The organism is Kitasatospora sp. NPDC004240, from assembly GCF_053603215.1.
Genome location: NZ_JBSGFD010000029.1, coordinates 19,780 through 46,378 on the forward strand (window position 1 = coordinate 19,780; position 26,599 = coordinate 46,378).

The window sequence follows — 26,599 nt, forward strand, 5'->3', positions numbered from 1 at the left end:
AAACCTGCAGGTCGGAGTCTTGCACCGGTGCACGGCCGGGGTGTTGCGGTGGCGTTGCGGCGTGTGTCGTTCCGATCAGGTGTGAACTCGCCCCCCTGTTCGTGGAACTGATCGACTGTTACGTTCGGCTCGGCGGCCCCGACTTGGCTGCCCACGATCAAGCCTCGCCACACCTCGCGACGCGCGCAACCCTCACAACTCGTCGATCTCACGGGGAGAACCCTCATGGACGCTTCCAGCACGCCCCGACGCCGTCTCGGCCGGGCGGCCGCCCTCGCCGCGGCCGTCGCCCTGGCGGTGACCGCCTGCGGTTCGGGCGGGGGGTCGGCCGGTGACGTGGCGAAGAGCGAGCCGCCGGGGCACGGCGCCAACGACGTCAACGCGCGGCCGCTGGACCAGGTCAAGGACGGCGGCGAGCTGCGGCTGCCGCTGTACCAGTGGATCACCCAGTGGAACCCGTTCCAGGTCGACGGGCGGTACGGCGACGCGGTCGACATCATGCGCGCGCTGGAGCCCAACCTCTTCACCACCGACGGCAGCGGCACCTTCAAGCCGGTCGCCGACTACCTGCTGGACGCCAAGGTCACCTCCACCTCGCCGCAGGTGGTGACGTACCGGCTGAACCCCAAGGCCAAGTGGTCGGACGGCAAGCCGCTCGGCCACCTGGACTTCAAGGCGGACTGGGAGGCCAGCAACGGGAAGAACCCGGCGTACAACATCGCCGACTCCGCCGGCTACGAGCTGATCTCCGCGGTCGAGCAGGGCGCCGACCCGAGCGAGGTGAAGGTGACCTTCTCGGAGCCGTACGCGGACTGGCAGAACCTGTTCCGGCCGCTGATCCCGGCGGCCGGCATCGCCACCCCGGAGGACTTCAACAAGGGCTGGGTCGAGAAGATCCCGATCACCGCCGGCCCGTTGAAGGTCGGCACCGCCGACAAGACCGCGCAGACGCTCACGCTGGTGCCGGACCCCAACTGGTGGGGGCAGAAGGCCAAGCTGGACAAGGTGACCTTCCGGGTGATGTCCCAGTCGGCGACCACCCAGGCCTACCTGAACAACGAGATCGACCTGGCCACGGCCGGCACCGCCACCGCGTACGGGCAGCTCAAGGACGCCAAGGACACGGTCATCCGCAGCGCCAGCCCCTGGGACGAGGTGCACATCTCCTTCGGCGGGGGCGGGCCGCTGGCCGACCCGAAGGTGCGCCAGGCGCTGGGGAAGGCGCTGGACCGCTCCTCACTGATCAAGATCGCCAACAACGGCGTGCCGGTGGAGTTCAAGCCGCTCGGCAACCACATCCTCATGCCCAACCAGGTGGGCTACCGGGACAACTCCGGCGAGTGGGCCAAGTTCGACCTGGCCGCGGCGAAGAAGCTGCTGGACGAGGCGGGCTGGAAGGAGGCCGGCGCCGGGCAGCCGCGCACCCGGGACGGGCAGCAGCTGACCCTGCACTGGGTGTTCAACGACGCCGCCGCGCAGGCCCAGGTGGACCTCGCCACCGCCGCGCAGTCGATGTGGCTGGCGGCCGGGGTCAAGGTCGAGATCGACAAGGTGCCGGGCAACGACTTCTTCGCCAAGTACGTGAACCCGGGCAAGTTCGACATCGCCAGCTGGCGCAACACCGACTCGTTCCCGCTCTCCACCAGCCTCGTCAACTTCCGCCTGCCGGTGGGCGACAACGTGTTCGGCAACTACTCCAAGCTCGGCACGCCCGAGATCGACGCGCTGCTGAAGAAGGCGGCCGGCACGCTCGACCCGGCCGAGGCGGCCGAGCTGTACAACCAGGCCGACGCCAGGATCTGGGAGCTGGGCCACACCGTGGAGCTCTACCAGCGGCCGACCGTGCTGGCGACCCGCAAGGGGCTGGCCAACTACGGGGCCTTCGGGCTGGCGAGCACGGAGTACGCCAAGGCGGGCTGGGAGAAGTAACGGCCTCCTCGGCGGGGCGGGGCCGGTGGGCGCGGGTGCTGGCGGGCAGCGCGGTGATCGCGGGGCCGGTGGTGGACGGGCGCGGCCGGGGGCGGTACCGCCGCCCCCCGATGCCCTGCCACCGGCCTTGACCTTCCGCGTTGCCCGCAGGCCGCCCGTGTCGTCGGTCCCTTCCGGATCCGTTGTCCTGCCCTGCTTCCGACGGGGGAAGAATCTAGCGGGGTGCACCGGCCGGCCGCGGTGTGCGGCACGCGGGGGACGGCAAACCGTCCGCGCTGTCACCCGGTTCGCGCACCTCGCCGTCAACTGGCGCTGACGGCAGGGCAAAATGGGACAGAACGGCACGAGTGGCGTGATCCGAAAGGGGGGCCCGGGGTGCGTGCACCACGGGCCGGGCGCTGCCAGGATGCGGCGGGAGGCCCGTCCGAAACCCGGCGGCGCCCCGCACCCGCAGCCGGGCCCGTACCCGCCCCGGCACCCGCGGAGCCCGCCCCCGCACCCTGGAGCACCGGCCATGAGCAGCGAGTCAGCCGCCGAACCCCACCGCCGCCACCGGGATCCGCGCCCGGTGCGCCGGATGGTCCCGCGCAGCCGGGACGAGCCGCACCGGACCGCCACCCCGCTGGAGCTCTTCTTCGACCTCTGCTTCGTGGTGGCGATCGCCCAGGCCGGCCGGGAGCTGGCCCACGACCTCGCCGAGGGGCATCCCGGCGACGGCCTCGGCGGCTACGTGCTGGCGTTCTTCGCGATCTGGTGGGCGTGGATGAACTTCACCTGGTTCGCCTCCGCCTACGACTGCGACGACGTGCCGTACCGGGTCACCACCCTGGTCCAGATCTCCGGCGTGCTGGTGCTGGCCGCCGGGGTGCCCCGGATGTTCGCCGACCAGGACCTCACCCTCGCGGTGACCGGCTACGTGGTGATGCGCCTCGCCATGGTCACCCAGTGGCTGCGGGCGGCGGCCAGCGAGGAGGGCCTGGCCCGCGCGGTGGCGCTGCGGTACGCGATCGGCATCAGCGTCTGCCAGGTGGGCTGGGTGCTGGTGCTGCTGGTGCCGGACGACGTGCGGCCGTACCTGATCGCGCTCGGCGTGGTCGCGGAGCTGTCCGTGCCGGTGATCGCCGAGCTGCGCACCCGCACGCCCTGGCACCCGCACCACATCGCCGAGCGGTACGGGCTGTTCACCCTGATCGTGCTGGGCGAGACGGTGGCCGCGGCGACGGTGGCCGTGCAGTCGGCGGTGGACGAGCACGAGGAGCTGGGCGGGCTGCTGACGGTGGCGTTCGGCGGTCTGCTGATCTGCTTCTCCGCCTGGTGGATCTACTTCGCCCGGCCGGTGCACGAGCACCTCGTCTCCAGCCGGCGGGCCTTCCTCTGGGGGTACGGGCACTACCTGGTGTTCGGCTCGGCGGCGGCGATCGGCGCGGGCCTGGAGGTGGCGGTGGAGTCGGCGGTCCACAAGGCGCACGTCTCGGTCACCGCCGCGACCGCGGCGGTGACCGTCCCGGCGGCGCTCTACCTGTTCACGGTCTGGCTGCTGCACGCCAGGCACGTCAAGACCGGCGCCGCGCAGGCGCTGCTGCCGGTCGCCGCGGCGGCGGTGCTGGCCTGCACCGCGGCGGGGGAGGCCGGGGTCCTGCTGGCGGGCCTGGTCAGCGCGGCGACGGTCGCGGTCGGGGTGGTGCTGCACGCCCGCGAGTGAGCGGCGTCGAGCAGCGGCCGCTCGTTGCGCAGCAGCCAGGCGAGGTACCCGGGGTTGGCCCGGGCGAGTTCCAGGTAGGCGGCGCGCAGCTCCCCGTACAGGGCCTCCAGGGCGGGCGGGTCCAGCGCGCGGGGCCGCCAGACCAGCAGCAGCCGGACGGCCAGCGGGTCGCCGTGGACCGGGCGCACCACCGTGCCGGGCGGCGCGGCCGAGGTGGGCTGGCAGGGGCGGACGGCCTCGCCGGAGGCGACCAGTTCGGCGGCGGTGGCGTTGTCGCGCACCTGCACCACGTGCGGGTTCAGCCCGGCCTCGGTGAACACCCGGCGCATCGCGGCGTACTCGTGGTCGGCGGTCGGGTCGACCATCCAGGTGTCCTCGGCGAGGTCGGCGAGGCGCACGACGGTACGGGCGGCGGCCGGGTGGCCGGCGGCGAGGGCGACGTACTGGGGCTCGCGGGCGAGCAGCACCCGGTGCTCGGCCTCGGGCGGCACCCGCAGCGGGAAGCCCTCGCTCTCGTGCACGAAGGCCACGTCCAGCTGGTCGGCGGCGACCATCCGCAGCAGGGCGTTGGCGGAGATGTCGACGTGGATGGTCGTCCCGGTCTCCGGTAAGCGCTCGTGGACGCGGCGCAGCCAGGCCGCCACCGCGCGGCTGCCGACGCTGCCGATGCGCAGCCGGCTCTCCTTGCGGTCGCCGGCCGCCTCGCGGGCCTCCTGGCGGGCGGCGGCGACCAGGGCGGCCATCTCGCCGATGATCGGCCGGGCCCGGGACAGCACCGAGTGGCCGAGCGCGGTCGGCAGGCTGCCGGTCTGCTCCCGGGTGAACAGGGTGCCGCCGACGGCCCGTTCGATCCGGTGGAGCTGGGTGGTGACGGAGGGCTGGGTCATGCCGAGCTGCTGCGCGGCCTTGCGGAGGCTACCGGTGTCGGCTATCGCGCAGAGCACCCGCAGATGTCTCACGTCGAGCTCCACGTCCGGAGCATAACGGCTGAAAGGGGCATGACGCCAGGGACATGACATGTCAGAGGTGGTCCACGGCGGGGGTGTTGGACCGGCGGCAGGGGTATTGGACCGGGCTATCGCCGGTTGACATCATCCGCCGGACGGGCCGGTGACCCAAGCTCTGGACATCGACAGTTCACCCGCCGCCCCGCGGCCGGCCCCCAACCCGGCCTCGGCGACCGTGAATCGGAGCCCCCACATGAACCGCACCGCGCGGACGTTCTCCGCTGCCGTCGGCCTCGCGCTGGCCGCCGGCCTCGCCGTCCTGCCCTCGCAGGCCTCGGCCGCCCCCGTCCAGGGCTACACGCCCTCGGCCCAGGGCACCTCCTACGCCGGCTCGGCCGAGGAGGGCGCCAACAACCAGGCGTTCTACGAGGCCGTGATGAAGTCGGCGCTCGCCAAGCAGGCCGCCAACCCGTACCTCAAGGTCGTCTACGTCACCTATGACGCCAGCAGCGCCCCGACCTTCCGTACCCAGATATCCCAGAGCGCCCAGATCTGGAACGGCTCGGTGCGCAACGTCCAGCTGCGGTCCGGCACCGCCGCCGACTTCAAGTACTACGAGGGCAACGACTCGCGCGGCTCCTACGCGAGCACCGACGGCCACGGCCGCGGCTACATCTTCCTCGACTACCGGCAGAACCGGCAGTACAACTCGCTGCGGGTCACCGCCCACGAGACCGGCCACGTCCTCGGCCTGCCCGACCACTACTCCGGCCCGTGCAGCGAGCTGATGTCCGGGGGCGGCCCGGGCACCTCCTGCACCAACGCCTACCCGAACAGCGCCGAGCGCAGCCGCGTCAACACCCTGTGGGCGAACGGCTGATCCCCCACACCTCGGCGCCGCGGCCCGGTTTCCCGTACGGGGGCCGGGCCGTGGCGCTGACCGGGCCCGTCCCCGGGCGCCTCCACCGGCCGTCGCGGTGCGGCGCCGTCGCCCGGCGGGTGTCGGCGGCGCGTGCGACGATGCGGGCCCGACCGTTCTCCCCCGAAGGTGCCAGCCGTCATGCCGATCACCGTCCCGGACCGTCTCGACGACCTTCCGTACGCCGACCTGCTGCGCCCGCACACCGGCCCGCTGCGCGGCGACGCCCGCTACGACACCGTCCACTTCGACGGCGGCGAGTACACCGACGTCCCGGCCGGCGGGGCGAGCTTCCTGGAGTGCGCCTTCACCGGGGTCGCGCTCAGCGGGGTGAAGCTGCGTCAGGCCCGCTTCAACGAGGTCTGGGCGCAGGCCGGGCGCTGGGTGGCCTGCGAGCTCGTGGACAGCGACTGGCAGGACAGCGCCGTCCTCGGCGGGGTGCTGGCCGGGGTGGCCGCGCACGGCTCGGCGCTGCGCCGGGTGGTCTTCCGCGGCTGCAAGCTGGAGGCGGTCAACCTGCGTTCGGCCGTGCTGCGGGACGTCGTGTTCGAGGACTGCCTGCTGCGGGACGTCGACTTCGGCGACGCGAAGCTGACCGAGGTGTCGTTCCCCGGCTCCACCCTGGAGGAGGTCCGGCTGCGCGGCGCCCGGCTCTCCAAGGTGGACCTGCGCGGGGCGGCGGCGCTGGGCCTGCCGGACGGACCGGAGGGCCTGCGCGGGGCGCTCATCGGCTCCACCCAGCTGCTGGAGCTGGCCCCGCAGTTCGCCCAGGCCCTGGGGATCACCGTGAAGGACCGCTAGGTCCTCGGGCTCCGTCCGGCCGTCCGGCGTTCAGGCCTCCGTCGCCCGGTGACACCCCGGCGAACAGTGCGCCAATCCTGACCGCGGCCCCTGGCAGGGGAGTCGGGGCCCGGTGGAGGATTCAGCGCGATCGATGACGGTGCGACTTGTGTACACAACATCGCGGGCGGAAGGGACGGACGGGTCCGATGGCGGAGCTGAGTCGTAGGAAGTTCATGGCCCTGTCGGGAGCGGCGGCCGCGGGTGCGGCCGTGGCCGGTACGGGCGCCGCCGCGGCCGGTCCGGTGCCGGGCGCCGTCCCCTCGGCGGCGCCGTCGCGGACCGGCACCCTCGCCGACGCGCGGCACATCGTGGTGCTGATGCAGGAGAACCGCAGCTTCGACCACTACTTCGGCACGCTGCGCGGGGTGCGCGGCTTCGCCGACCGCAGCGCCATCCAGATCGCCGGCGGCCACAGCGTCTTCAACCAGCCCAACGGGCTCGGCCGCCAGTACCCCTGGCAGTTCAGCCTCACCAAGCCCGCCGGCGGCGCCGACCCGAAGCGCCTGGCCCAGTGCAACGGCGACCTCGCGCACGGCTGGGGCGACCAGCACACCGCGTGGAACGGCGGCAGGCTGGACTCCTGGGTCCTCGCCAAGGGCAACGTCCGCACCCTGGGCTTCCTCACCCGCGACGACATCCCCTTCCACTACGCGCTCGCCGACAACTGGACCGTCTGCGACGCCTACTTCTGCTCGGTGCTCAGCGCCACCGGCCCCAACCGCACCTACCACTGGAGCGGCCAGATCGACCCGGCCGGCGCCGCGGGCGGCCCGGCGTACGACGGCGGCGACGAGAAGGGCCTGCGCTGGCAGACCTACGCCGAGGCGCTGGAGGCCGCCGGCGTGAGCTGGAAGGTCTACCAGAACGCCGCCGACAACTACGGTGACAACGCCCTGGGCTACTTCTCGCAGTTCACCTCCGCCCCGGCGGGCAGCCCGCTGGCCGTCAAGGGCATGGGCTCGGTGCCCCGGGTGACCGGCCGCACCCCGGACGACATCGTGGCCGCGATCAAGGCCGACGTGCTGGCCGGCACCCTCCCGCAGGTCTCCTGGATCGTCCCCAACCAGGAGGTCTCCGAGCACCCGTACGCCACGCCCGCGGACGGTGCGCACTTCGTCCACAACGTCATCGACGCCCTCAACGCCGACCCGGACGTCTACAATTCGGCCATCCTCCTCCTCAACTACGACGAGAACGACGGCTTCTTCGACCACGTCCCGCCGCCCGCCGCGCCGGCCGGCACCCCCGGCGAGTTCTACAACGGCACCAACATCGGCCTCGGCTTCCGCGTCCCGATGATCGCCGTCTCGCCGTGGAGTCGCGGCGGCTGGGTGAGCTCCGAGATCTTCGACCACACCTCGGTGCTGCGCTTCCTGGAGAAGTGGACGGCCGCGATCGGCCGCCCCGCCGCCGCGCCCCACATCAGTGCCTGGCGGCGCAAGGTCTGCGGCGACCTCACCGGCCTGTTCGACTTCGCCAACCCGGTGTACGGGCTGCCCGCGCTGCCGGCCACCGGCGTGATCGGCATGGCCACCTGCGGCCCGCTGCCCAACCCGGCCCCCGTCGACAACCGGCTGCCCGCCCAGGAGGCCGGCACCCGTCCGGCCCGCGCGCTGCCGTACCAGCCGAACGCCACCCTGGACCGCCTGGAGTTCGGCGCGGCCGGTGCGATCAAGGTGTGGCTGAAGATGGCCAACGGCGGCACCGCGGCCACCCACTTCGCCGCGTACGCCAACGCCCACCGCTCCGGCGGGCCGTGGCAGTACACCGTCGACCCCGGCGGCGCCCAGAGCGACTTCTTCAACTGCGGCACCGCCTACGGCGGCGGCCTGTACGACCTGAGCGTGGTCGGCCCCAACCGCTTCCTGCGCCGCTTCAAGGGCGACGCCACCAAGGCCGGCCGGTACGCGGCCGTCACCGCCTCGTACGCCGTCGAGCCGGGGACCGGCAAGCAGGCGCTCTACCTGGCCCTCGCCAACACCGGCACCACCCCGCTGACCTTCACCGTCACCTCGAACAACTACCGCGCCGACGGCCCCTGGACCTACCAGGTCCCGGCCGGGGGCACGGTCACCGACTTCTTCAACGCGGTCGCCTACACCAACGGCTGGTACGACTTCACGGTCACCGTGAACGCGGACGCCGCCTGGTCGCAGCGGTTCACCGGCCACCTGGAGACGGGGGCCGCCAGCGTCAGCGGCTGAACCCGGGGCGGCGGGCCCGGCCGCCGGGTGCCGCGGTGCGGGTGCGGGTGCGGGGGAAGGGTGTCAGGGTGGTCGGAAGCCCGGCGTTCACCGCGATCCCGGGCGATCCCCGGGCGATTCCGGGAGCGGTGATCCCGAGGAGGGGCCATGGGCCTCAAGGACAGGTTCCAGGAGAAGGCGCACGAGCTCGCCCAGCACGCGAGGTCCGCCCTCGGCCACCGGTCGGAGCGGGCCACGGACGCGGCGCCCGAGCGGGCGGGCCGGGCGACGGTGGCGGGCAGGGCGGCGGAGAGCCCGGAGGAGACCGGCCGGGAACTGCGGAACCGGCCCGACGAGACCGAGGGCCCCTGGTGACCCGTCCCTTCTGAACGGCTGCCGGGCGGCCCCCGTCTGCGGATGCGCCCGCGCGCACCCGGTGTGAGAGTGGGGGCACGGCCCGGTACCCGTCCCGAGGAGGAGTGATGGGCATCTTCGACAGGTTCCGCCACAAGACGCACGAGGCCGCCGGGGACGCCAGATCCTCGGTCGGCGGGAGCCACGAGCAGGACACCCCGGCGATGACCGACGCCGCCCAGCGTGCCGCGATCGCCCATGACGAGGCCGCCGACGCGTTCGACGACGAGGCGACGAAGGCCCGGGAGTTCCAGCAGGAGACCGAACTCACCGAGCGGCAGGCCGAGGAGCGTGCCCGCGAGGACATGACGGCCGAGGGCGACCCCTGGGACTGAGCGCCCTGTGAGCCGGGGCGCGCCCGTGGGCGGGCGCGCCCCTCCGGCATGCCCCGCGCCCGTCCGCTCCCGTGCTCGTTTCACTCCCGCGGCGGCAGCGGCGGCCGGCGCAGGTCGGGCCGCGGGGTGTCCTCCGGCGGGGGCACGGCGGCCGGGATGTCCTCCAGCAGTTCCAGCGCCAGCCGTACGGCGGTGATCAGCTCGGGGTGCTTCCCGCGGGCCCAGTCCAGCGGGGTGCGCAGCACGTGCACGTCCGGCTCCACGCCGTGGTTCTCCACCGACCAGCCGAGCCCGCCGGTGAACCAGGAGGCGTTCTTGGGCACCGAGATCTGGGTGCCGTCGCCGAGGGTGTGCCGGCCGGTCATCCCGACCACCCCGCCCCAGGTGCGGTTGCCGATCACCGGGCCGAGGCCGAGCAGCTTGATCGCGGTGATGATGACGTCCCCGTCGGAGCTGGTGGCCTCGTCGGCGAGCGCGACCACCGGGCCGCGCGGGGCGTTGCGCGGCCAGCGCACCGGCTGCCGGCCACGGCTGAAGTCCCAGGCGAGGACGCGTCGGGTGAGCTTCTCCAGGACGAGTTCCGAGACGTTGCCGCCGGCGTTGCCGCGCACGTCGAGCACCAGGGCGGGCTTGTCGAGCTCCCGGCGCAGGTCCCGGTTGAACTGCGCCCAGCCGGAGCCGCCGAGGTCCGGGATGTGCAGGTAGCCGCACCGGCCGTCGCTGAACTCCCGTACCAGTGACCGGCGTTTGGCCACCCAGTCCTGGTAGCGGATGGGCCGTTCGTCGGTCAGCGGGGTGACCGTGATCCGGCGCGGGGCGTCGTCCGGGCCGGCGTCGCCCGGGCGCAGGGTCAGTTCGACGCTGGTGCCGCCGGTGCCGGCCAGCAGCGGCAGCGGTCCGAGCACCGGGTCGACCGGGCGGCCGCCGACCTCCAGCAGCTCGTCGCCGTCGCGCACCCCGTGGGTGGCCAGTGGCGCCCGGGCCCGCGGGTCGGAGGACTCGCCGGGCAGCACCCGGTCGACCAGCCAGCGGCCGTCCGGGGAGCGGTGGGCGCCCGCGCCGAGCAGGCCGAGCGGCTGCTGGAGCAGCGCCGGGCCCTCGCCGCGCCGGGAGGGGGTGACGTAGGCGTGCGAGGTGCCGAGCTCGCCCAGCAGCTCGCGCAGCAGGTCGGCGAAGTCGTCGGGCCCGGCGACGCGCTCCAGCAGCGGCGCGTACTGCTCGACCAGGGCGGGCCAGTCCAGCCCGGACATGGCCTCGTCCCAGAACTGGTCGCGGACGATCCGGGCCGCCTCGTGGTACGCCTGGCGCCACTCGTCGCCCGGCCGCACGGTGTGGGTGATCCGGCGCAGGTCCACGGTGGTGCCGGCGGAGGGGGCGGTGACCGGGACGATCCGCAGGCTGCCCGCCGAGTACACGGCGATCGAGCCACCGTCGCCGGAGACCGCGTAGCCGTCCAGCTTGTCGACCAGGGTGCTGCGGGTGCCCCGGGCCAGGTCGAAGTACTCCAGCGAGGGCCGCCCCGAGGTCTCCTCCGGGCCGGTGAAGGTCTGGCCGAGGGTGCCGCTGATCGGCCAGCGCAGCCAGACCAGCCCGCCGCGCACGGCGTCGGTCGCCGAGTACTTGGAGGCGATCACCGGGAACTGCACCATCCGGTCGCCGATGCCCTGCGGGTCGACCCGGACGGTGCCGTCCCCGCCGCCGTCGCCGCGCGACGGGCGGTCCTCGGCGGGCGCGCCGAACGGCGAGGGCGTGTCCGTGGTGAGCGGCACCAGGTACGGGCGGCAGCCGAGCGGGAAGGACAGGTCGCCGGTGTGCACGTCGTGCACCGGGTCGAAGCCGCGCCAGGACAGGAACGCCAGGTAGCGGCCGTCCCGGGTGAACACCGGCTGCTCGTCCTCGAAGCGGCCGTCGGTGACCTCGGTGATCGGGGCCGTCCCGTCCGCCCGGGTGAGCCGGATCCGGCGCAGCGAGCGGCCCGCCACCGGCTGCGACCAGGCCACCCAGTGCGAGTCGGGGGAGAAGCGGGCCGCCGAGACCGGGCCGAAGCCGGAGGCCGCCACCTCGCGGACCTCGCCGTCCTCGCCGGCGACCAGCAGCAGCCGCCCGTCCGAGGTGGCGACGGCCAGGTGCGCGCCGTCCGGGGAGGCGGTCAGCTCCAGCACCCGGCCGATCCGGCCCGGGGCCAGCAGCCGGGGGCGGTGCCTCCCGGAGCGCCCGGAGCTCCCGGGGCGCCCGGCCGGCTCGTGCCCCGGCAGCGGGACCACCTCGATCGCGTCCTCGCCCTCGGCGTCGGTCACCCAGGCCGCCTCGCCGGTGTGCCCGAGCATCACCGGCAGCCTGGTCCGTACGCCCGGGGTGTCGGCGAGCGCCCGGGCCGGGCCCTCGCGGTGGGTCAGCCAGTACTGGCTGCCGCGGACGGTGATCACCCCGGCCCGGCCGGTCTGGTCGCAGGCGAGGTCCTTGACGTGCGAGGCGGCGCTGACCTGGTACGCCCGGCGGCCGGCCCGGGCGCCGCCGAGCGGCACCCGCAGCCGGCGCGGGGCGGGCTCGCCGAGGTTCTCCAGCAGCCAGAGGTCGCCGGCGTGCTGGTAGACGATCCGGACGCCGTCGGTGGCGGCCTCCCGGGCGTAGTAGGAGGCGTGGTCGGTGTGGCGGCGCAGGTCGCCGCCGTCCGGGCGGCAGGAGTAGAGGTTGCCGATGCCCTCGTGGTCGGAGAGGAACGCGATCCGCTCGCCCAGCGGCCCGCCCACCGGCATCGGGGAGGCGAGGTGGCCGCGGTGGTCGGGCAGGATCCGCTCGCCGTCCACCCAGAGGCGGCCGGTGGCGCCGCCCCGGTAGCGCTTCCAGGCGGCCGGTTCGTGCGGGGCGGCGCCGGTCAGCAGCACGGTGTGGGCGCGGCTCATCTGCGCGTCACCCACCGGGCCCCAGGGCATCCGGCGGGGCGGTGAGCCGTCCGGGGGCAGCGCGTGCGCCCAGGTGTAGTGGCCGAAGGGCTCGTGGAACGAGGTCACGGCCAGCACCTCGCCGTCCGGCAGCCAGCCGCGGACCCGGGTGTCCTGGCTGCCGAAGTGGCTGAGCCGGGCCGCCTCGCCGCCGTCCACCGGGGCCGTCCACACCTCGGGGGCGAGCGTCTGCCAGCTCGTCCAGGCGAGGGTGCGGCCGTCGGGGGAGAGCCGGGGGTGGCTGACCCGGGTGCGGTCGCAGCTGACCCGCCAGGCGCGGCCGGTGTCGGCGTCCCGGCCGGTCTCCAGCGGGGCGACCCAGACGTCGTCCTCGGCGGTGAAGGCCAGCAGGCCACCGCGCAGGTGGGGGTATCGGAGGTAGCCGGGCGCCGTCACCCTCCCATCGTTCGACGGGTCGTCACGGTCGGCAACCGGAGCGGCTCCGCACGGCCGGAGTACCGGTCTGGACCATTGACAGCGCACGGTCGTATCCACTTCAGTGGTCTAGTCCTAGGTCTAGTCCAACTCGTACGGCTGCCCGGGCCGAAGACCCCACCGGCACGGGCCCCCACCGCACATCCCGGCACCCCGGACGGACCGCGGACGTCCCCCACACACCGCGCCCCGCAGGAGTCCCCGCATGCGCAGAACAGCACCCGTCGCCCCCACGTCCCACCGCCGCCCCGGCGGCCGGCTGGTCGCCGCCGGCACCGCCTCCGTGGTCGCCGCCGCCACCATGGTCGGCCTGACCCTCGGCCTCGCCGCGCCCGCCTCGGCCGGCGAGTTCCTGGTCAACGGCGGCTTCGAGAGCGGCAACCTCGGCCCGTTCAGCTGCACCGGCAACACCGGCAGCGTCGTCACCGGCCAGGCCCGCACCGGCAGTTACGCCCTCGCCGCGGCCGCCTCCGCGAGCGACACCGCCAAGTGCGTCCAGACCGTCCAGGTCGCCCCCAACACCACGTACACGCTCAGCGCGTACCTCAAGGGCTCGTACGTCTACCTCGGCGTCGACGGCGGCACCAGCACCTGGACCCCCGGCACCGGCGGCGCCTACCAGAAGCTCAGCGTCAGCTTCACCACCGGCGCCAACCAGACCAGCGCCACCGTCTACACCCACGGCTGGTACGGCCAGGGCACCTACTACGCCGACGACGTCTCGCTCGACGGCCCCGGCGCGCCCAGCCCCACGCCGACCGCCACCACCACGGCCACGGCCACCGCGACCGCGACCGCTACGGCCACCGCGACCGCCACGGCCACCGCGACGGCGACCAGCACCTCGACGCCCACCACCCCGCCCGGCGGCCCGCACGCCCTGGTCGGCTACCTGCACGCCAGCTTCGCCAACGGCGCCGGCTACACCCGGGTCGCCGACATCCCCGACTCCTGGGACTTCATCAATCTCTCCTTCGGCGAGCCCACCTCGGTCACCTCCGGCGACATCCGGTTCAACCGCTGCCCGGTCACCGAGTGCCCGACCGTCGAGTCCGACGCCGACTTCAAGGCCGCCATCGCCGCCAAGCGCGCCCAGGGCAAGAAGGTCCTGATCTCCATCGGCGGCCAGAACGGCCAGGTCCAGCTCACCACCACCGCCGCCCGCGACACCTTCGTGAGCTCGGTCTCCGCCATCATCGACAAGTGGGGCCTCGACGGCCTCGACATCGACTTCGAGGGCCACTCGCTGTCCCTGCAGACCGGCGACACCGACTTCAAGAACCCGACCAGCCCGGTCATCGTCAACCTGATCTCCGCCATCAAGACCCTGAAGGCCAAGTACGGCCCGAACTTCGTCCTGACCATGGCGCCGGAGACCTTCTTCGTCCAGCTCGGCTACCAGTACTACGGATCCGGCCCCTGGGGCGGCCAGGACCCGCGCGCCGGCGCCTACCTCCCGGTCATCCACGCGCTGCGCAACGACCTCACCCTGCTGCACGTCCAGGACTACAACTCCGGCTCCATCATGGGCCTGGACAACCAGTACCACTCGATGGGCGGCGCCGACTTCCACGTCGCCATGACCGACATGCTCCTCAAGGGCTTCCCGGTCGCCGGCAACACCAACAACGTCTTCCCCGCCCTGCCCGCCACCAAGGTGGCCATCGGCATGCCCGCCACCACCCAGGCCGGCAACGGCTGGGTCTCCAGCACCGAGGTCAACAAGGCCCTCGACTGCCTCACCAAGCTCACCAACTGCGGCACCTACACCCCCAAGGCCGGTGCCCAGCCCACCCTCCGCGGCCTGATGACCTGGTCCATCAACTGGGACCAGTACGGCGGCCGCGAGTTCTCCAAGAACTACGACAAGTACTTCGGCTGACGGTAAGGACCGGACACCGGAACACGTCGGGGCGCCCGCGCGGCGTCCCGACGTGTTCCGGGCCGACCCGGTCAGTGGACCCGGGCCGCTTCCTCGGTGGCGCCTACTAGCGGGCGCCCTTGACGTTGGGCTGCGTCTTCTGGTTGTAGATCTCCTTGCCGTCCGCGTTGAAGGCGTGGACGTAGGGGGCCGGGGGGCGGGAGTTCCCGTCGTGGCCGGTGGAGATGGCCGCGGTGTGGACGAACGCGCCGCCCGCCATGACGGCCGGGTACTGCGTGGGGTCGTCGCCGTAGCTGATGGTGACCTTGGCGACGTCGGGTGTGTAGTGCCCGGCGCCCAGTGAGAGGTGCTGCCCCGCACCGGCCGGCGTGCTGAAGCTGTCGAAGAACTCGATCAGGTGACCGGTGCCCCACAGGCGGTCGTTGATGAACGTCGCGGGGACGGACCTGCTGGTGCCCTTGTTGCCCTTCGACTCGCACTGCACGTACTGCTCGGCGGAGTTGACGGCGACGACCACGCCGTCGGTGTCCGCCGAGGCCACGGGAGTACGGACCGCGATCACCGCGTGGTACTGCGACGCCTCGGAGCCCAGGCAGGAGGTCAGGATCCGGGCGACGGCCTTGGCGTCGATCGGCGTCGTGCTCGTGCTGGTCACGGTGAAAGCGCCCGGGGTGGCAGTCGGACGGGTGACGGACGGGCCGCTGCCGGGGACCACCGAGGCGCCGGCCGAGCCGGCGGTGGGCGCCGGGGCGGCGGGCGCAGCGGCGGGCGCGGCGTGGGCCGTGGGGGTGGGCGTGGAGGCGCCGGTCGCGGCGGTGGCCATTCCCCCCGCGGTCGCGATGGCTGCGACGGTGGCGGCGGTGAGCATGATCGGGCGGATACGCATGAATCCGTGTCCTTTCCTGCCGGGCGTCCGGTTGACGCCTGCGCCCCTGTACGCCTCCCGCCGCCCGGCAGGTCGCGCCCCGCGCACGTGATCCAGGTCATAGGCCGCGGCTGCAACCCCGGGGCGGTGCGCGTGCGTACAGGGCGGGAGGCTCCGCCCAGGACGCACGGCTCCACCGCCGCGGCCGAGGAGTGCCTCCTCGCGAGCCGCCTGCGCCGCGAGCCGACGGACAGCCCCGGAAGAGAGGCCTTGATGACGCCACAGGAGTTCGACGCGTTCTACGCGGCGTCCTTCTCCCGCCTGACAGGGCAGCTCTACGCGATGACCGGCAACTGGTCCGAAGCACAGGACGTGGTCCAGGAGGCGTTCATCCGCGCGTGGGACCGAAGGCGCACCTTCGACCCGGGCAACGCCCCGGAGGCATGGATCCGGACCACGGCCCGGCGGCTGGCACTCTCCCGCTGGCGACGTCTGGCCCGGGGCCTGCACCTGGCCGGACGCCACCACCGCCAGGAACCGCCCACCGTCGAGCCGCCCACCGAGGAGCACCTGATGCTGGTCACCGCGCTCCGCGACCTGCCCGAGGCACAGCGGAGCGCCCTGGTCCTGCACCACATGTGCGACCTCTCCGTCGAGCAGGTCGCGGCCGAGACCGGCGCCAGCGTCAGCGCGGTCAAGAGTCGCCTCGCCCGCGGCCGGGCCGCGCTCGCGGCCGGACTCACCGACCGGACCCCGACCAGCGAGGAAGGAAAGCTCCGTGTCTGACCCCGTCCACGACACCCTCGGCGACAGGCTGCGGCAGCTCGGCACGCAGATGCCCGCGCCGACCCTGCCCGCTGCGGAGATCCGCAGACGCGCCGACCGGCGCCGCCACCGCCGGCACGCCCTGGGCGCGACCGCGGCCTGCGCCGCGGCGGCCCTGTGCCTGGCTCTCCCGTTCGTGCCGGACTCACCGGGACCGCAACACTCACCAGGACCACAGCCGGGAGCAGCCACCACGGACGCCTCCCCCGTGCCGGCTTCCCCCCGCCCTTCCCCGGGCGCTTTCACCGTCACGAGCACGAGCACGACGCCGATCGAGGCCGAGGCCGTCGCCGGGATCCTGACGTCCTGCCTGGGCTCCGAGGCGTCGAAGTACCACGCGGTGATCGCGGTCCGTGCTCCCGTGGCCTCGGCGGACACCGACGGCGTGGTCATCGCCGTCAACTCCGCCGAGCAGTACGTGCAGTGCGAGTCGAAGGGCAACAAGGGCACCAGCAGGTCCGTCCCCGCGACGTTCATCAACGACCGCCTGTGGGGCACCGGTCACCTGATCGAGTTCTTCGACAGCTTCAGCTCGCCGGCCGGTGCGGGGCAGCGCCTCTCGCTGGGCGCCGGGCACTACACACCCGAGGTCGCCAAGGTCACCATCAGCTACGGCGACGACCCCACGCAGTACCCGGCCGTCATGGCGGGCGGCGCGTTCGTCCACGCGGCGGCCATCTCCACCGCCCCCGACGGGAGCCCCTTCGCCGCGGCCCCCTACGTCCACGCCTTCAACGCCGACGGCAAGGAGATCTACAACCAGAAGACGCAGCCACAGCGATGATCACTGGAGGTACAACGACAAGCTCAGGGACGTGATCTGTCGTTCCGCCGCAGCCACACCGGAGCTCATGCCAGTTGTGTCGGCTCAGCTCGACAGCAGTGAGTGTGCTCAACCCCATTGCGCTTCCTGACCGTTCCATTCGCGGTGAACCAGAGACAGAGTCCTCGCCGGTGAACATTCATTCCGAGGCGACGCGCCGGGCGGAGGGGTCTCCGCCCGGCGCGTCCGGGTTCAGGCGGTCACCGGACGGCGGAGCGTCGTACGGGGTGAGGACGAAGGAGGAGGCGTCGCCGTCCAGGTCGATGGTCAGCGCGGCGTCGAGGGCCTTGGCCAGACGGGTGAGCAGGGGCAGCGTGGGCACGGAGTCGCCGCCCTCGATGGTGGAGATCTGCGGCTGCGTCATTCCCGCCCGCCGTGCCAGCTCGGCCTGCGACAGCCCGAGCTCGGTACGGCGGTCGTACACGGCCTGCCCGAGCGCGAAGGCATGGCCGGCCTCGACGTACGCCGGGGACTCCTCGACGGACTCGCCCAGGAGCCTTCTGGTCCGGCGCATCCTCCACCGGGAGTGGTTCACGCTTGCACCTCCTTGCTCCGGGGTGGAGTGATTCTTTCAGCCCGGGGCCGAGGTCCGGGGGAGCCTCGTAAGCTGGCTCCGACAGTCCGTGTTCAGCACCGGTGGAGGTCACCGTGAGTACGTCCGATGCCACCTTCGCGTACTCTCGGCGGCCCCGCACGAGCCTGTCGGTCGAGGAGCTGTTGGCGGCGAAGAACACCCGACCGATCCTCTCGCCGGACGACCTGGCGGCCGACACTTTCGAGTCGGAGGAGGAACTGGACGAGTTCCTTGCCTTCACCCGTGCAGAGCGTCACCGCCCAGGTGCCTGAGAGGCACCTGCGGATCCTGGCCGCCGGTCGCCATGGAGCGGCGTGAGGTGAGTTTGTGAACCGGGCGGCGGGTGCGAGGCTGTCAGGCAGGCACGTCATATGCTTGCGCCGGCGCCGGGGTTACCCCTGGGCGACGAACAGGCTTCCGACGGTGACGACGGTCACCGTCGGATCGACGGAAACAGGGAACAGCGCTATGAGCGAGAACAAGAACGCGAACGTCTACTTCGACATCACCATCAACGACGAGCCGGCTGGCCGGATCGTCTTCAAGCTCTTCGACGAGACGGTCCCGAAGACCGCCACGAACTTCCGTGAGCTGGCCACCGGTGTGCACGGCTTCGGCTACGCGGGCTCGTCCTTCCACCGCGTCATCCCGAGCTTCATGCTCCAGGGCGGCGACTTCACCCGTGGTGACGGCACCGGCGGCAAGAGCATCTACGGCGCGAAGTTCGAGGACGAGAACTTCAAGCTGAAGCACGACCGCCCGTACCTGCTGAGCATGGCGAACGCCGGCAAGAACACCAACGGCTCGCAGTTCTTCGTCACCACCATCGTCACCGACTGGCTGGACGGCAAGCACGTCGTCTTCGGCGAGGTCGTCGAGGGCCAGGACCTGGTCAAGAAGATCGAGGGCCTGGGCAGCCAGAGCGGACGCACCAAGGCCAAGGTCACCATCGCCGAGAGCGGCATCGTGAAGTAATCCACGTACGGTGGGGCCAGGGGCCCCGGTCCCGGAACGGCTGATGTTCCGGGACCGGGGCCCTTTGCCGTCCCCGCTTACTGCCAGGCCGCGCGCTGGCCGTGCAGGAGCAGCGGGACCCCCTGGCCGCCGGCGAGGGCCTCCAGGGTCCGGGACGCCTGGGCGGGGCTCATCGCGTTGGGGAGGTCCGCCGGGCGGACCAGACGGGTACCCGGCGGGGTGGCCGTGGCCGTGGTGATCGCGCCGCCGTCGAGGACCAGGGTCAGCCGGCCGCTCTGGCTCCAGTCGACGGCCAGGACCCGGTTCGGCCGGATCGGCAGCCCCGTGAGGGCGTACAGGTGGCGGGCGGCCGCCTCGTGGGGCGGCTCGCCGGGTTCGGCCGTGCCGCCGGGCAGCCGCAGCCCGCTGAGGCCGGGCGGGGTGGTGAGGAGGAGTTCCCCGTGCTGGTTGCGCAGCAGGACGAGGCAGCCGAGGCGGTGGGTGGGTTCGTTCAACGTGCGTTCCTAATCAGGAGATTTGCCGCGGAGGAAGACGGTGACCACCAGCGCCGCGAACAGCAGCCACCAGAACAGCCGCACGGCGGTGGTGAGTTCAGACACGGGTGGCGTCGTCGCGCTCCCGGTTGCGGTTCAGGTCGCGTTCGCGCTCGTAGCGCAGGCCCTTGCGGAGGAGGTCGACGATCCGGGCGATCACCTCGGGCCGGGCGGCACCGAGTTCGATGAGGAACGCGCCGGTGAGGCGCCCGGCCCGCCAGTCGACGGCGGCCGACGGCAACCGCACCCCCGCGAGGGCGAGGACCGCGAGCAGGTCGTCGAACGCCTCGGCGGCGGCCCGCCGGTACTCGGCGGTGGCACGGGTGAGGATCGAGGGCATCAGGACACCGCCGTCCCGCGCGGCTGGTGGCTTCGCCAGGCGGAATCGGCCCGGATGAACGAGGTGAACGCGACGAGTTCACCGGAGCCGTCGCGCAGCCACACCCCCGTGAGCTCGTTGCGGATCAGGTACCGCCGCCCGACCGGGTCGAACCGCACCCCGTACCCGGGGATGTCGGCCGGCGGGTCATCGGGGAGGGGTGGGGGAGGAGAATCGGGCATGCGAACGCTCCGCACTCGGAATTTCACGGACTGTGTCCATGTTGAAGGAGTGGGAGCTACCATCGGAAGCGGATCTGAACCTGATTCCGGTGTGATTCACATTGGGGGACTGCCTTGAACCGTAAGGAAATTGATCCAACCTCTGGTCCGTGGGCACCCTTCGGCGTGCAGCTTCGCAGGTCACGCGAGGCAGCTGGGCTGACCCAGGCGCAACTGGCGAAGAAGTGCGGGTTCGATCCCTCGTACGTCTCGTTCGCCGAACTTGCTCGACGGGAGCCGAGCGAAAAGTTTTCCCGCCGCGCGGACGAGGTCTTGGAGACCGGCGGGACGCTGATGCTGATGTGGTGGCAGTACAAGCACACGGCTCTGTTCCCAGGCTTCCCGGAGTATGCGGGCTACGAGGCGCGGGCCACTGAGGTCAGGCTCTTCGAGATCGGCATCATTCCGGGGCTCTTTCAGACCCCTGCGTACGCCCTTGCCGACCTGGCGGGGCCGCTTGAGAGGGGCGAGATCACCAGTGCTCAGGCAGAGGAACGATTTGAGTTCAGGTTGATGCGACAGGAGCTCCTGAAGCGTCAAGCCCCACCGCTCGTCTACGCGGCTCTGGATGAAAGTGCGATCCGGTGGCAACTTGGCGGTCCAAAGGTCATGTTGGAGCAGCTGGACCACTTGGAGCAGCTGGCTTTGCAGTCCAACGTGATCATTCAGATCCTGCCGTTCGGCATGGGCTCGCAGCGATTGTTCCAATCGTCCGTCACGTTGCTGACGCTGCCCGACCAGAGCCGGGTCGGGTACGTCGAGACGCTGCTGCGTGGATTCCTTGAGCGTGACAAAGAGACTGTTGCGATGTGGGGCAGACGCTACGATCGGATGCAGGTTGACGCGCCTACGCAGGCCGAGTCCCTGGCGATGATCCGCGCAGCTCGGAAGGAACTTGCAACATGAATCTCCCTGGCCGTGACCTGTCCCGCGCGCGCTGGACGAAGAGCTCCTACAGCACTGAGGGCGGCCAGTGTGTCGAGGTCGCCGATGGCTTCCCCGCCATCGTGCCGGTTCGCGATTCCAAGGATCCGGGCGGGCCTGCGCTGATCTTCTCCTCCTCGGCCTGGGCGGCGTTCGTCTCCGCAGTCCGTGCAGGAGAGTTCAGCTGATGTTGGCCGATGCCGCGTGGCGGAAGAGCTCGTACAGCGGCGGGTCCAGCGGGTGTGTTGAGGTCGCTGATGGCTACGTAGGGGTCATGCCCGTCCGTGACTCCAAGGATCCGCACGGCCCGGCGCTGATCTTCTCCGCCTCGGCCTGGTCCGCCTTCGTCTCCGCAGTTCGCGCCGGGGAGTTCGGGGCCGCGTAACCTCTACGCCCCCAGCTCGGGTAGGCCGTCGGCCCCCCGAACAACGGGATGGGCGACGGCCTGCGGGTGCGCGGAGCGCCGGGTGGGTGGGTCAGTCGATGCTGCGCATGAGCTTCTCGACGGCCGCCAGCCGGCCCTGGACCTCGGCGAGCTCCCGGGCCACGGCCTCCTGTGCCGCCGCACTGCGTTCGGCGAGCAGCTGGTACTCCTGCTCGTTGGCCAGCTTGAGACGGATCTTCTCCCGCTGGGCGGCGAACACCTGCCAGATCACCAGCACGACGATGCTGAACCCGATCAGCATGCCGAGCACCGCGTAGACCATTTCGTCGTTCAACTCTTTTCATCCCCCAGGGAGCCCTTGTCGGCGGCCGGCTTCGCGGCGTCGCCCTCGGAAAGAGAGGCTACGGCCTCCGCGAGGGACTCCGGTGTCAACTGAAGGTGGAACGGGGTCAGTTCGAAGTACTTCATGGCCTTGCCGTCGGTCGAGAGTTCCAGTGAGCCGACGACGAGCCCGGACTCCTCCAGACGCTTGAGGTGCATGTAGAGGAGTGGCCGGCTCATCCCCACCTCGCGGGCGAGGTGGCTGACGTAGTCGCGTCCGTCGGCCAGTGCGGCCAGGATCCGCAGTCGCTGGGGGTGTGCGAGCGCCTGGAGGGTGAGCAGCAGCGCGTCCCCAGTCGGCTCGACCCAGCTCATTGCGTCTTCCTTCATATGTAAGCCGAGACTGACAGGTGCCTGCCCGGCTGTCAATCCGCGACTCACCGCACCCCGGATTCGCCCCGGAGCCGCCCCCCGGTCGGCCCCCGACCAGCTCCCCGGCCGGCCCCCGATCCGCCTCCCTGTCCGGGCCCGACCACCCCCCGATCCGCCTCCGACCAGGCGCGGACCCCCGGTGTCCGGTTCTGGACAACCACCTGTTCGGAGTAATGGCGGGCTGCTTGGCTGTGCCGGTGCGCATGTCAATCCACTGCGCAACTACCGCCCGCCGAAGGTCATTTGGCGCGGACGTCCGGTCCGGCCCGGCGATCCCGGGATCGATTGACAGCCCAAACAGCCACCTGTCAGTATCGAATGACAGGTGGAAGGGCGGTACATCATGTGTCGGCACTTCCGGTCACGCTGTCGGGTTCGGGGCGTCCTTGAGGCCCCGGCCGACCTGGTGAGTGGGGGACGCATGGATTCCGCCGTCGTGATCACGTTGATGGCCGTCTCGATGGCGCTGCTGATCGTGATCTTCTTCGCGACCCAGGTGTATCTGACCCGGTTGGAGAAGCTCCGGGCGCAGCGGGCGCGGCTCGCCCCCGTCGAGTCGCGCCCGCTGCCCCGGTCCCACCCGGACGGGCCCGCACCGGCCGCCACCTCCGCTCCGACGAGAACGCCGACGTCGACGAGAACGCCCACGCCGACGCCACGACCCACGCGAAAGCAGTCCCAGACCCCGAAGGGAGAGCACCCCGTGCTCCGCCGTCTCACACAACTGGTGGTCCTGCCCGCCGGCCGTCGGGCCAAGTGGGCGGTGCTGCTGCTCTCGGCCGTACTGCTGGCACTGGCCACGCCGCTCGCCGCCCAGATCGCCGACGTCGCCGACGACAACGCGGCCTCGTTCCTGCCGCGCACCGCGGAGGCGACCCAGGTCGACAAGGTGGCCAAGCGGTTCCCGGACAGCGATGTGCTGCCGGCCCTGGTCGTCTACGCCCGCCCGGGCGGTCTGACCGAGGCCGACAACGCCAAGATCGCCGCCGACCGGCAGAAGTTCGCGCCGTTCGCGATCGAGAAGTCGGTCGAGGAGGCCGTGCCGTCGCCGGACGGCAAGGCGGCGCTGCTCACCGTGCCGCTGCGCGACCACGAGGACGACGCGCCGGACCGGGTCAAGGACATGCGCGAGCTGGTGAAGGCCGGCGCGCCGGCCGGGCTGCAGGTCCAGGTGACCGGGCCGGCCGGGCAGGTCAGGGACCAGATCGCGGTCTTCGACGACCTGGACGGGCAGCTGCTGATGGCCTCCGCCCTGGTGGTGGCCGTGCTGCTGCTGGTGATCTACCGCAGCCCGGTGCTGTTCCTGTTGCCGCTGCTGGCGGTGGGCGTGGCCAGCCGGGTGGCCAGCGGGGTGGTGTTCCTGCTCGGCGGCAACGCCGACATGCCGGTGAACAGCCAGAGCATCGGCATCCTGACCGTGCTGGTCTTCGGCGTCGGCACCGACTACGCGCTGCTGCTGATCGCCCGCTACCGCGAGGAGCTGCACGAGCACGAGGACCGGCACGAGGCGATGCGGATGGCGATCCGCCGCTCCGGCGGGGCGATCTTCGCCTCGGCGACCATCGTGGCGATCGGCCTGCTCTGCCTGCTGGCCGCGGACCTCAACTCCAACCGCAGCATGGGCGTGGTCGGCGCGGTCGGCGTGATCTGCGCGCTGCTGATCATGATGACCCTGCTGCCGGCGCTGCTGGTGGCCGTCGGCCGCTGGATCTTCTGGCCGTTCGTGCCGGCCGTCGGCGCCCGGGTGGCCCGCCGCAAGGGCGTCTGGTCGCGGATCGCCGGCCTGGTGGGCCGCCGGCCGCGGGCGGTCTGGATCGTCACCGCCGTCCTAGTCGGGTCGCTCGGCGTCGGCATCGCGGGGATGAACACCGGTCTCACCCGCGCCCAGCAGTTCCGTGACACGCCCGAGTCGGTCTCCGGCCAGGCGGTGGTCGCCCAGCACTTCGCGGCCGGCTCCGGCGACCCGGCCGAGGTGTACGCCGACGCGTCCGCCGAGCAGGCCGTGATCGCCGCGGTGAAGGCCGTGCCGGGGGTCGCCTCGGTGGGCGAGGTGCTGCGCTCCACGGACGGCAAGCTGGTGCACGTCCCGGCCGTGCTGAAGGACGCCTCCGACAGCAAGGCGGCCGAGCGGACCGTCGACCGGCTGCGGACCGCGGTGCACGCGGTGCCGAACGCCCACGCCATCGTCGGCGGGGCCACCGCGACCACGCTGGACACCGCGCGGGCCGCCGACCACGACCGCAAGCTGATCATCCCGCTGGTGCTGGGCGTGGTCTTCCTGATCCTGGCGCTGCTGCTGCGCTCGCTGCTCGCGCCGCTGATGCTGATGGCCACCGTGGTGCTGTCCTTCGTGGCGGCGCTGGGCGCCAGCTGGCTGCTCTTCGAGCACGTGCTGCACTTCGCCGGGGTGGACCAGTCCTGGGCGCTGGAGGCCTTCGTCTTCCTGGTCGCGCTCGGGGTGGACTACAACATCTTCCTGATGCACCGGATCAAGCAGGAGGCCGCCGCGCACGGCCACCGGCAGGGCGTGCTCACCGGCCTCTCGGTCACCGGCGGGGTGATCACCAGCGCGGGCCTGGTGCTCGCGGCCACCTTCACGGTGGTGGCGACGCTGCCGCAGGTCGCGATGGCCGAGGTCGGCGTGGTCGTCGCGGTGGGCGTGGTGCTCGACACCTTCATCGTCCGCTCGCTGCTGGTGCCGGCGCTGGCCCTGGAGATCGGCCGCAAGGTGTGGTGGCCGGGCAAGCTCTCCCGGGCCGCGCAGCCGACGCCGCACGGCGGGTCCGCCAGCGGCGAGTACGAGCGGCCCGTCCCGGCCGGCCGGTACTGAGCCCTAGGCCCTGTCCGGCCGATCTTGCCGGGCGCACGACGCCGGGCATCCCGGCTGGACGCACGACCGAATCGCCCAAGTACGTCCAGTACGAGGACGATCCGGCCGCACGCCCAGCCGGGCGCCCAACGCCGCGCGCTGATCCGACAAGATCGACCGGACAGGCCCTAAGCGGCGGGGGACGGGGATGAACGCCGACGGCCGGTCCACCGAGGGGTGGACCGGCCGTCGGCCGTCAGGACGGAACGTGAGGGGAGGGGGAGCGGTGGGACGGGAGCGTCAGGCGCCGTCGATCAGGCCCTCGCGGATCGCGGTGACCACGGCGGTGGTGCGGTTGGGGGAGCCGAGCTTGAGCAGCACGCTGGCCACCAGGCGCTTGGCGCCGTGCTCGGAGATCCGCAGCCGGGTGGCGATCTGCTTGTTGCTCAGCCCGGCGGCCAGCAGGGCGAGCGTCTCGGTCTGCCGCCCGGTCAGCGGCACCACCCGGGGGCGGGCGAACGGGTGCTCCGGCTCGGCGCCGGCCCGGGCCAGCAGCCGGCGGGCGAACCCGGCGGGCATCGGCAGCTCGCCGGCCCGGATCCGTCCGACGGTCGACTCCAGGGCCTCGGCGGTGAGCTCCTGCCGGATCAGGAAGCCGTCGGCGGTGACCGGGCCGACCGCGCCCGGGTCCTCGGCCTCGGACTGGTCGAGCAGCATCAGGACCTTGACCCCGGCGCGGCGGGCCTCCTCGGCGGAGGCGGACGACCAGGTCCGCTCGCCGCTCGCGGTGATCAGCAGGTCGACCCGGTCGCCGGCCGCGCCGTCCAGCGCCTCGGCGGAGGTCCAGCCGCGCAGGACCCGGACGGAGGCGGTCAGCGGGAGGCGGCGCAGCACGGCCTCCAGCCCGTGCTGGAGCACGTCGTTGCCGACCAGGATCGCGAAGTTGACTCTCTGTGCGGCCAGGCGGTCCTGGTCGATGGGCATCGTCGTCATGTGTTGAATCCCCGTGGTGTGTAGCCGTGTTGAGCTGACGAGCGCGGTCCGCACAGGTCATCGAACCGCCACGCGCGTTGACACGCCAGAGCACTGTCGTGTTCTGGACACCGTTTCGACGGTTCAACCGGCGAGCGCGGAGAACTCGCCCAGCGACTTCGCCACCCGCAGCCCCAGGTCCTCGAAGCCCGGACGCCAGGCGACGAACCCGCCCGGACGGCTGGTCCGCTCCTCGTCCGGCACCGCCACGAAGCCGCCGCCGGAGGCGGTCACCAGGGTCCGGCCCGCGGCGATGTCCCAGACGAACACGTCGGCGTTGACCGCCAGGTCGGCCCGGCCGGCCGCGACCAGCGCCAGCATCAGCGCCGAGGAGCCGATCCGGCGTACGTCCGAGTGGTCCAACAGCTCGCGGAACAGCGTGAGTTCGGCCGGATCGTCGACCCCGGCGCTGGGGATGTCGGTCAGCACCAGCGGCGCCACGCCCGGCGAGGGGGCGGGCGGCGCGACCCGCTCGCCGTCGAGGCGGAACTCGCCGTCCAGCGCGGTGTACAGCTCGTCGCGCACCGGGTCCAGCACGACGCCGCCGGCCGGGCGGCCGGCCACCTCGAAACCGACCGAGATCGCGTACAGCGGCAGTCCGCGCGCGAAGTTGTAGGTGCCGTCGATCGGGTCGACGATCCACCGCACGCCCGTCCCGGCCCCGTCCGCGCCCCGCTCGCCCGGGCGGTCGGGGACGCCCGCCGCGGCGCCCTCCTCGCCGATCACCGTCGAGGCGGGGAACCGCTCCAGCAGGGTCGCCCGGATCACCTCCTCGGCGGCCAGGTCGGCGGCGGTCACGACGTCGTACGCGGAGGACTTGGTCCGTACGCCGAGGCCGGCCGGGTTGCGGCGGGTCAGCTCGCCGGCGGCGCGGCGGGCGGCGGCCACGGCGGCCTCCAGCAGGGCGGCCGGGTCGGGGCCGGGGAATCCGATGATGTCGGTGATGGTCATGGCGGCGAAGCTAGTGTGC

General features: G+C 72.3%; 26 protein-coding genes and 1 pseudogene. 16 read left to right on the forward strand and 11 right to left on the reverse strand.

The annotated features are described in order from the left end of the window. Window positions 1-225 precede the first annotated feature (225 nt). Window positions 226-1,929 (forward strand): ABC transporter family substrate-binding protein, encoded by a 1,704-nt coding sequence (locus ACWEQL_RS10640; RefSeq protein WP_452149835.1) that lies wholly within the window; start codon window positions 226-228, stop codon window positions 1,927-1,929. Window positions 1,930-2,443: 514 nt separating this feature from the next. Further along, complete coding sequence (locus ACWEQL_RS10645; protein WP_452149836.1) at window positions 2,444-3,631, forward strand: low temperature requirement protein A; 1,188 nt, start codon at window positions 2,444-2,446, stop codon at window positions 3,629-3,631. 89 nt (window positions 3,632-3,720) lie between these two features. On the opposite strand, the pseudogene ACWEQL_RS10650 reads toward ACWEQL_RS10645, so the two are convergent. Beyond that, window positions 3,721-4,650, reverse strand: a pseudogene (locus ACWEQL_RS10650) (LysR family transcriptional regulator); the annotation flags it as partial. Window positions 4,651-4,831: 181 nt separating this feature from the next. On the opposite strand from ACWEQL_RS10650, the gene snpA reads away from it, so the two are divergent. The 5 genes from snpA to ACWEQL_RS10675 all read left to right on the forward strand — a co-directional run bounded on the left by snpA (window position 4,832) and on the right by ACWEQL_RS10675 (window position 9,272). After that, window positions 4,832-5,458, forward strand: a complete 627-nt coding sequence (snpA, locus tag ACWEQL_RS10655; protein WP_452149837.1) for a snapalysin — start codon at window positions 4,832-4,834, stop codon at window positions 5,456-5,458. 180 nt (window positions 5,459-5,638) lie between these two features. Continuing rightward, the gene (locus tag ACWEQL_RS10660; protein WP_452149838.1) at window positions 5,639-6,298 is read left to right on the forward strand and encodes a pentapeptide repeat-containing protein; all 660 of its coding nucleotides are present in this window, start codon (window positions 5,639-5,641) and stop codon (window positions 6,296-6,298) included. 188 nt (window positions 6,299-6,486) lie between these two features. Then, entirely contained in the window at window positions 6,487-8,544 is a 2,058-nt protein-coding gene (locus ACWEQL_RS10665; protein ID WP_452149839.1) for a phosphocholine-specific phospholipase C, read from the forward strand. A 147-nt stretch (window positions 8,545-8,691) separates the two neighbouring features. Continuing rightward, window positions 8,692-8,898: a hypothetical protein gene (locus tag ACWEQL_RS10670; RefSeq protein ID WP_452149840.1), complete on the forward strand. Its 207-nt coding sequence runs from the start codon at window positions 8,692-8,694 to the stop codon at window positions 8,896-8,898. A 107-nt stretch (window positions 8,899-9,005) separates the two neighbouring features. Next, on the forward strand, window positions 9,006-9,272 hold the full coding sequence (locus ACWEQL_RS10675; RefSeq protein WP_452149841.1) for a hypothetical protein: 267 nt from the start codon (window positions 9,006-9,008) through the stop codon (window positions 9,270-9,272). A gap of 80 nt (window positions 9,273-9,352) precedes the next feature. On the opposite strand, the gene ACWEQL_RS10680 is transcribed toward ACWEQL_RS10675, so the two are convergent. Further along, the gene (locus ACWEQL_RS10680; protein ID WP_452149842.1) at window positions 9,353-12,610 is read right to left on the reverse strand and encodes a S41 family peptidase; all 3,258 of its coding nucleotides are present in this window, start codon (window positions 12,608-12,610) and stop codon (window positions 9,353-9,355) included. Window positions 12,611-12,950: 340 nt separating this feature from the next. Between ACWEQL_RS10680 and ACWEQL_RS10685 the strand changes: the two genes are divergently transcribed. After that, the gene (locus ACWEQL_RS10685) at window positions 12,951-14,531 is read left to right on the forward strand and encodes a chitinase (RefSeq protein ID WP_452149874.1); all 1,581 of its coding nucleotides are present in this window, start codon (window positions 12,951-12,953) and stop codon (window positions 14,529-14,531) included. Between the two features lie 106 nt (window positions 14,532-14,637). Here ACWEQL_RS10685 and ACWEQL_RS10690 read toward each other — a convergent pair whose 3' ends face one another. Next, a complete protein-coding gene (locus tag ACWEQL_RS10690; RefSeq protein ID WP_452149843.1) occupies window positions 14,638-15,417 on the reverse strand; it encodes a hypothetical protein in 780 nt (259 codons plus the stop codon). A gap of 252 nt (window positions 15,418-15,669) precedes the next feature. On the opposite strand from ACWEQL_RS10690, the gene ACWEQL_RS10695 reads away from it, so the two are divergent. Both ACWEQL_RS10695 and ACWEQL_RS10700 read left to right on the forward strand, forming a co-directional pair. Then, window positions 15,670-16,182: a SigE family RNA polymerase sigma factor gene (locus ACWEQL_RS10695; protein WP_452149844.1), complete on the forward strand. Its 513-nt coding sequence runs from the start codon at window positions 15,670-15,672 to the stop codon at window positions 16,180-16,182. Continuing rightward, window positions 16,175-17,005 (forward strand): hypothetical protein, encoded by an 831-nt coding sequence (locus ACWEQL_RS10700; RefSeq protein ID WP_452149845.1) that lies wholly within the window; start codon window positions 16,175-16,177, stop codon window positions 17,003-17,005. Before ACWEQL_RS10695 ends, ACWEQL_RS10700 begins: the two co-directional genes overlap by 8 nt. Window positions 17,006-17,183: 178 nt before the next feature. On the opposite strand, the gene ACWEQL_RS10705 is transcribed toward ACWEQL_RS10700, so the two are convergent. Further along, window positions 17,184-17,579, reverse strand: coding sequence for a helix-turn-helix domain-containing protein (locus tag ACWEQL_RS10705; RefSeq protein WP_452149846.1), 396 nt, complete (start codon window positions 17,577-17,579; stop codon window positions 17,184-17,186). Window positions 17,580-17,692: 113 nt separating this feature from the next. Between ACWEQL_RS10705 and ACWEQL_RS10710 the strand changes: the two genes are divergently transcribed. Then, window positions 17,693-17,890, forward strand: a complete 198-nt coding sequence (locus tag ACWEQL_RS10710; RefSeq protein ID WP_452149847.1) for a hypothetical protein — start codon at window positions 17,693-17,695, stop codon at window positions 17,888-17,890. A gap of 196 nt (window positions 17,891-18,086) precedes the next feature. After that, window positions 18,087-18,593: a peptidylprolyl isomerase gene (locus tag ACWEQL_RS10715; RefSeq protein ID WP_452149848.1), complete on the forward strand. Its 507-nt coding sequence runs from the start codon at window positions 18,087-18,089 to the stop codon at window positions 18,591-18,593. Between the two features lie 77 nt (window positions 18,594-18,670). Here the strand turns inward: ACWEQL_RS10715 and ACWEQL_RS10720 are convergent, their stop codons facing one another. The 3 genes from ACWEQL_RS10720 to ACWEQL_RS10730 form a co-directional block, all read right to left on the reverse strand. After that, complete coding sequence (locus tag ACWEQL_RS10720) at window positions 18,671-19,087, reverse strand: NUDIX domain-containing protein (protein WP_452149849.1); 417 nt, start codon at window positions 19,085-19,087, stop codon at window positions 18,671-18,673. A gap of 97 nt (window positions 19,088-19,184) precedes the next feature. After that, the gene (locus ACWEQL_RS10725; protein ID WP_452149850.1) at window positions 19,185-19,466 is read right to left on the reverse strand and encodes a hypothetical protein; all 282 of its coding nucleotides are present in this window, start codon (window positions 19,464-19,466) and stop codon (window positions 19,185-19,187) included. Then, window positions 19,466-19,687 (reverse strand): hypothetical protein, encoded by a 222-nt coding sequence (locus tag ACWEQL_RS10730; RefSeq protein ID WP_452149851.1) that lies wholly within the window; start codon window positions 19,685-19,687, stop codon window positions 19,466-19,468. The genes ACWEQL_RS10725 and ACWEQL_RS10730 overlap by 1 nt, the downstream gene beginning before the upstream one ends. 114 nt (window positions 19,688-19,801) lie before the next feature. Between ACWEQL_RS10730 and ACWEQL_RS10735 the strand changes: the two genes are divergently transcribed. Genes ACWEQL_RS10735 through ACWEQL_RS10745 form a run of 3 tightly spaced genes read left to right on the forward strand, consistent with a single transcriptional unit; the run spans window position 19,802 to window position 21,035 of the window. Continuing rightward, complete coding sequence (locus ACWEQL_RS10735) at window positions 19,802-20,632, forward strand: helix-turn-helix domain-containing protein (protein WP_452149852.1); 831 nt, start codon at window positions 19,802-19,804, stop codon at window positions 20,630-20,632. Continuing rightward, on the forward strand, window positions 20,629-20,838 hold the full coding sequence (locus ACWEQL_RS10740; RefSeq protein ID WP_452149853.1) for a DUF397 domain-containing protein: 210 nt from the start codon (window positions 20,629-20,631) through the stop codon (window positions 20,836-20,838). Before ACWEQL_RS10735 ends, ACWEQL_RS10740 begins: the two co-directional genes overlap by 4 nt. Further along, window positions 20,838-21,035 carry a DUF397 domain-containing protein gene (locus ACWEQL_RS10745; RefSeq protein WP_452149854.1) on the forward strand — a complete coding sequence of 66 codons (198 nt, stop codon included), beginning with the start codon at window positions 20,838-20,840 and terminating at the stop codon, window positions 21,033-21,035. The genes ACWEQL_RS10740 and ACWEQL_RS10745 overlap by 1 nt, the downstream gene beginning before the upstream one ends. Before the next feature lie 91 nt (window positions 21,036-21,126). On the opposite strand, the gene ACWEQL_RS10750 is transcribed toward ACWEQL_RS10745, so the two are convergent. Continuing rightward, entirely contained in the window at window positions 21,127-21,369 is a 243-nt protein-coding gene (locus tag ACWEQL_RS10750; RefSeq protein WP_452149855.1) for a hypothetical protein, read from the reverse strand. Then, window positions 21,366-21,731, reverse strand: coding sequence for an ArsR/SmtB family transcription factor (locus ACWEQL_RS10755; RefSeq protein WP_452149856.1), 366 nt, complete (start codon window positions 21,729-21,731; stop codon window positions 21,366-21,368). Before ACWEQL_RS10755 ends, ACWEQL_RS10750 begins: the two co-directional genes overlap by 4 nt. A gap of 493 nt (window positions 21,732-22,224) precedes the next feature. Between ACWEQL_RS10755 and ACWEQL_RS10760 the strand changes: the two genes are divergently transcribed. Continuing rightward, on the forward strand, window positions 22,225-24,618 hold the full coding sequence (locus ACWEQL_RS10760) for an MMPL family transporter (RefSeq protein ID WP_452149857.1): 2,394 nt from the start codon (window positions 22,225-22,227) through the stop codon (window positions 24,616-24,618). Window positions 24,619-24,897: 279 nt separating this feature from the next. On the opposite strand, the gene ACWEQL_RS10765 is transcribed toward ACWEQL_RS10760, so the two are convergent. After that, complete coding sequence (locus ACWEQL_RS10765) at window positions 24,898-25,590, reverse strand: LuxR C-terminal-related transcriptional regulator (protein WP_452149858.1); 693 nt, start codon at window positions 25,588-25,590, stop codon at window positions 24,898-24,900. A 123-nt stretch (window positions 25,591-25,713) separates the two neighbouring features. Beyond that, entirely contained in the window at window positions 25,714-26,580 is an 867-nt protein-coding gene (locus ACWEQL_RS10770) for an inositol monophosphatase family protein (RefSeq protein ID WP_452149859.1), read from the reverse strand. Window positions 26,581-26,599: the final 19 nt, after the last annotated feature.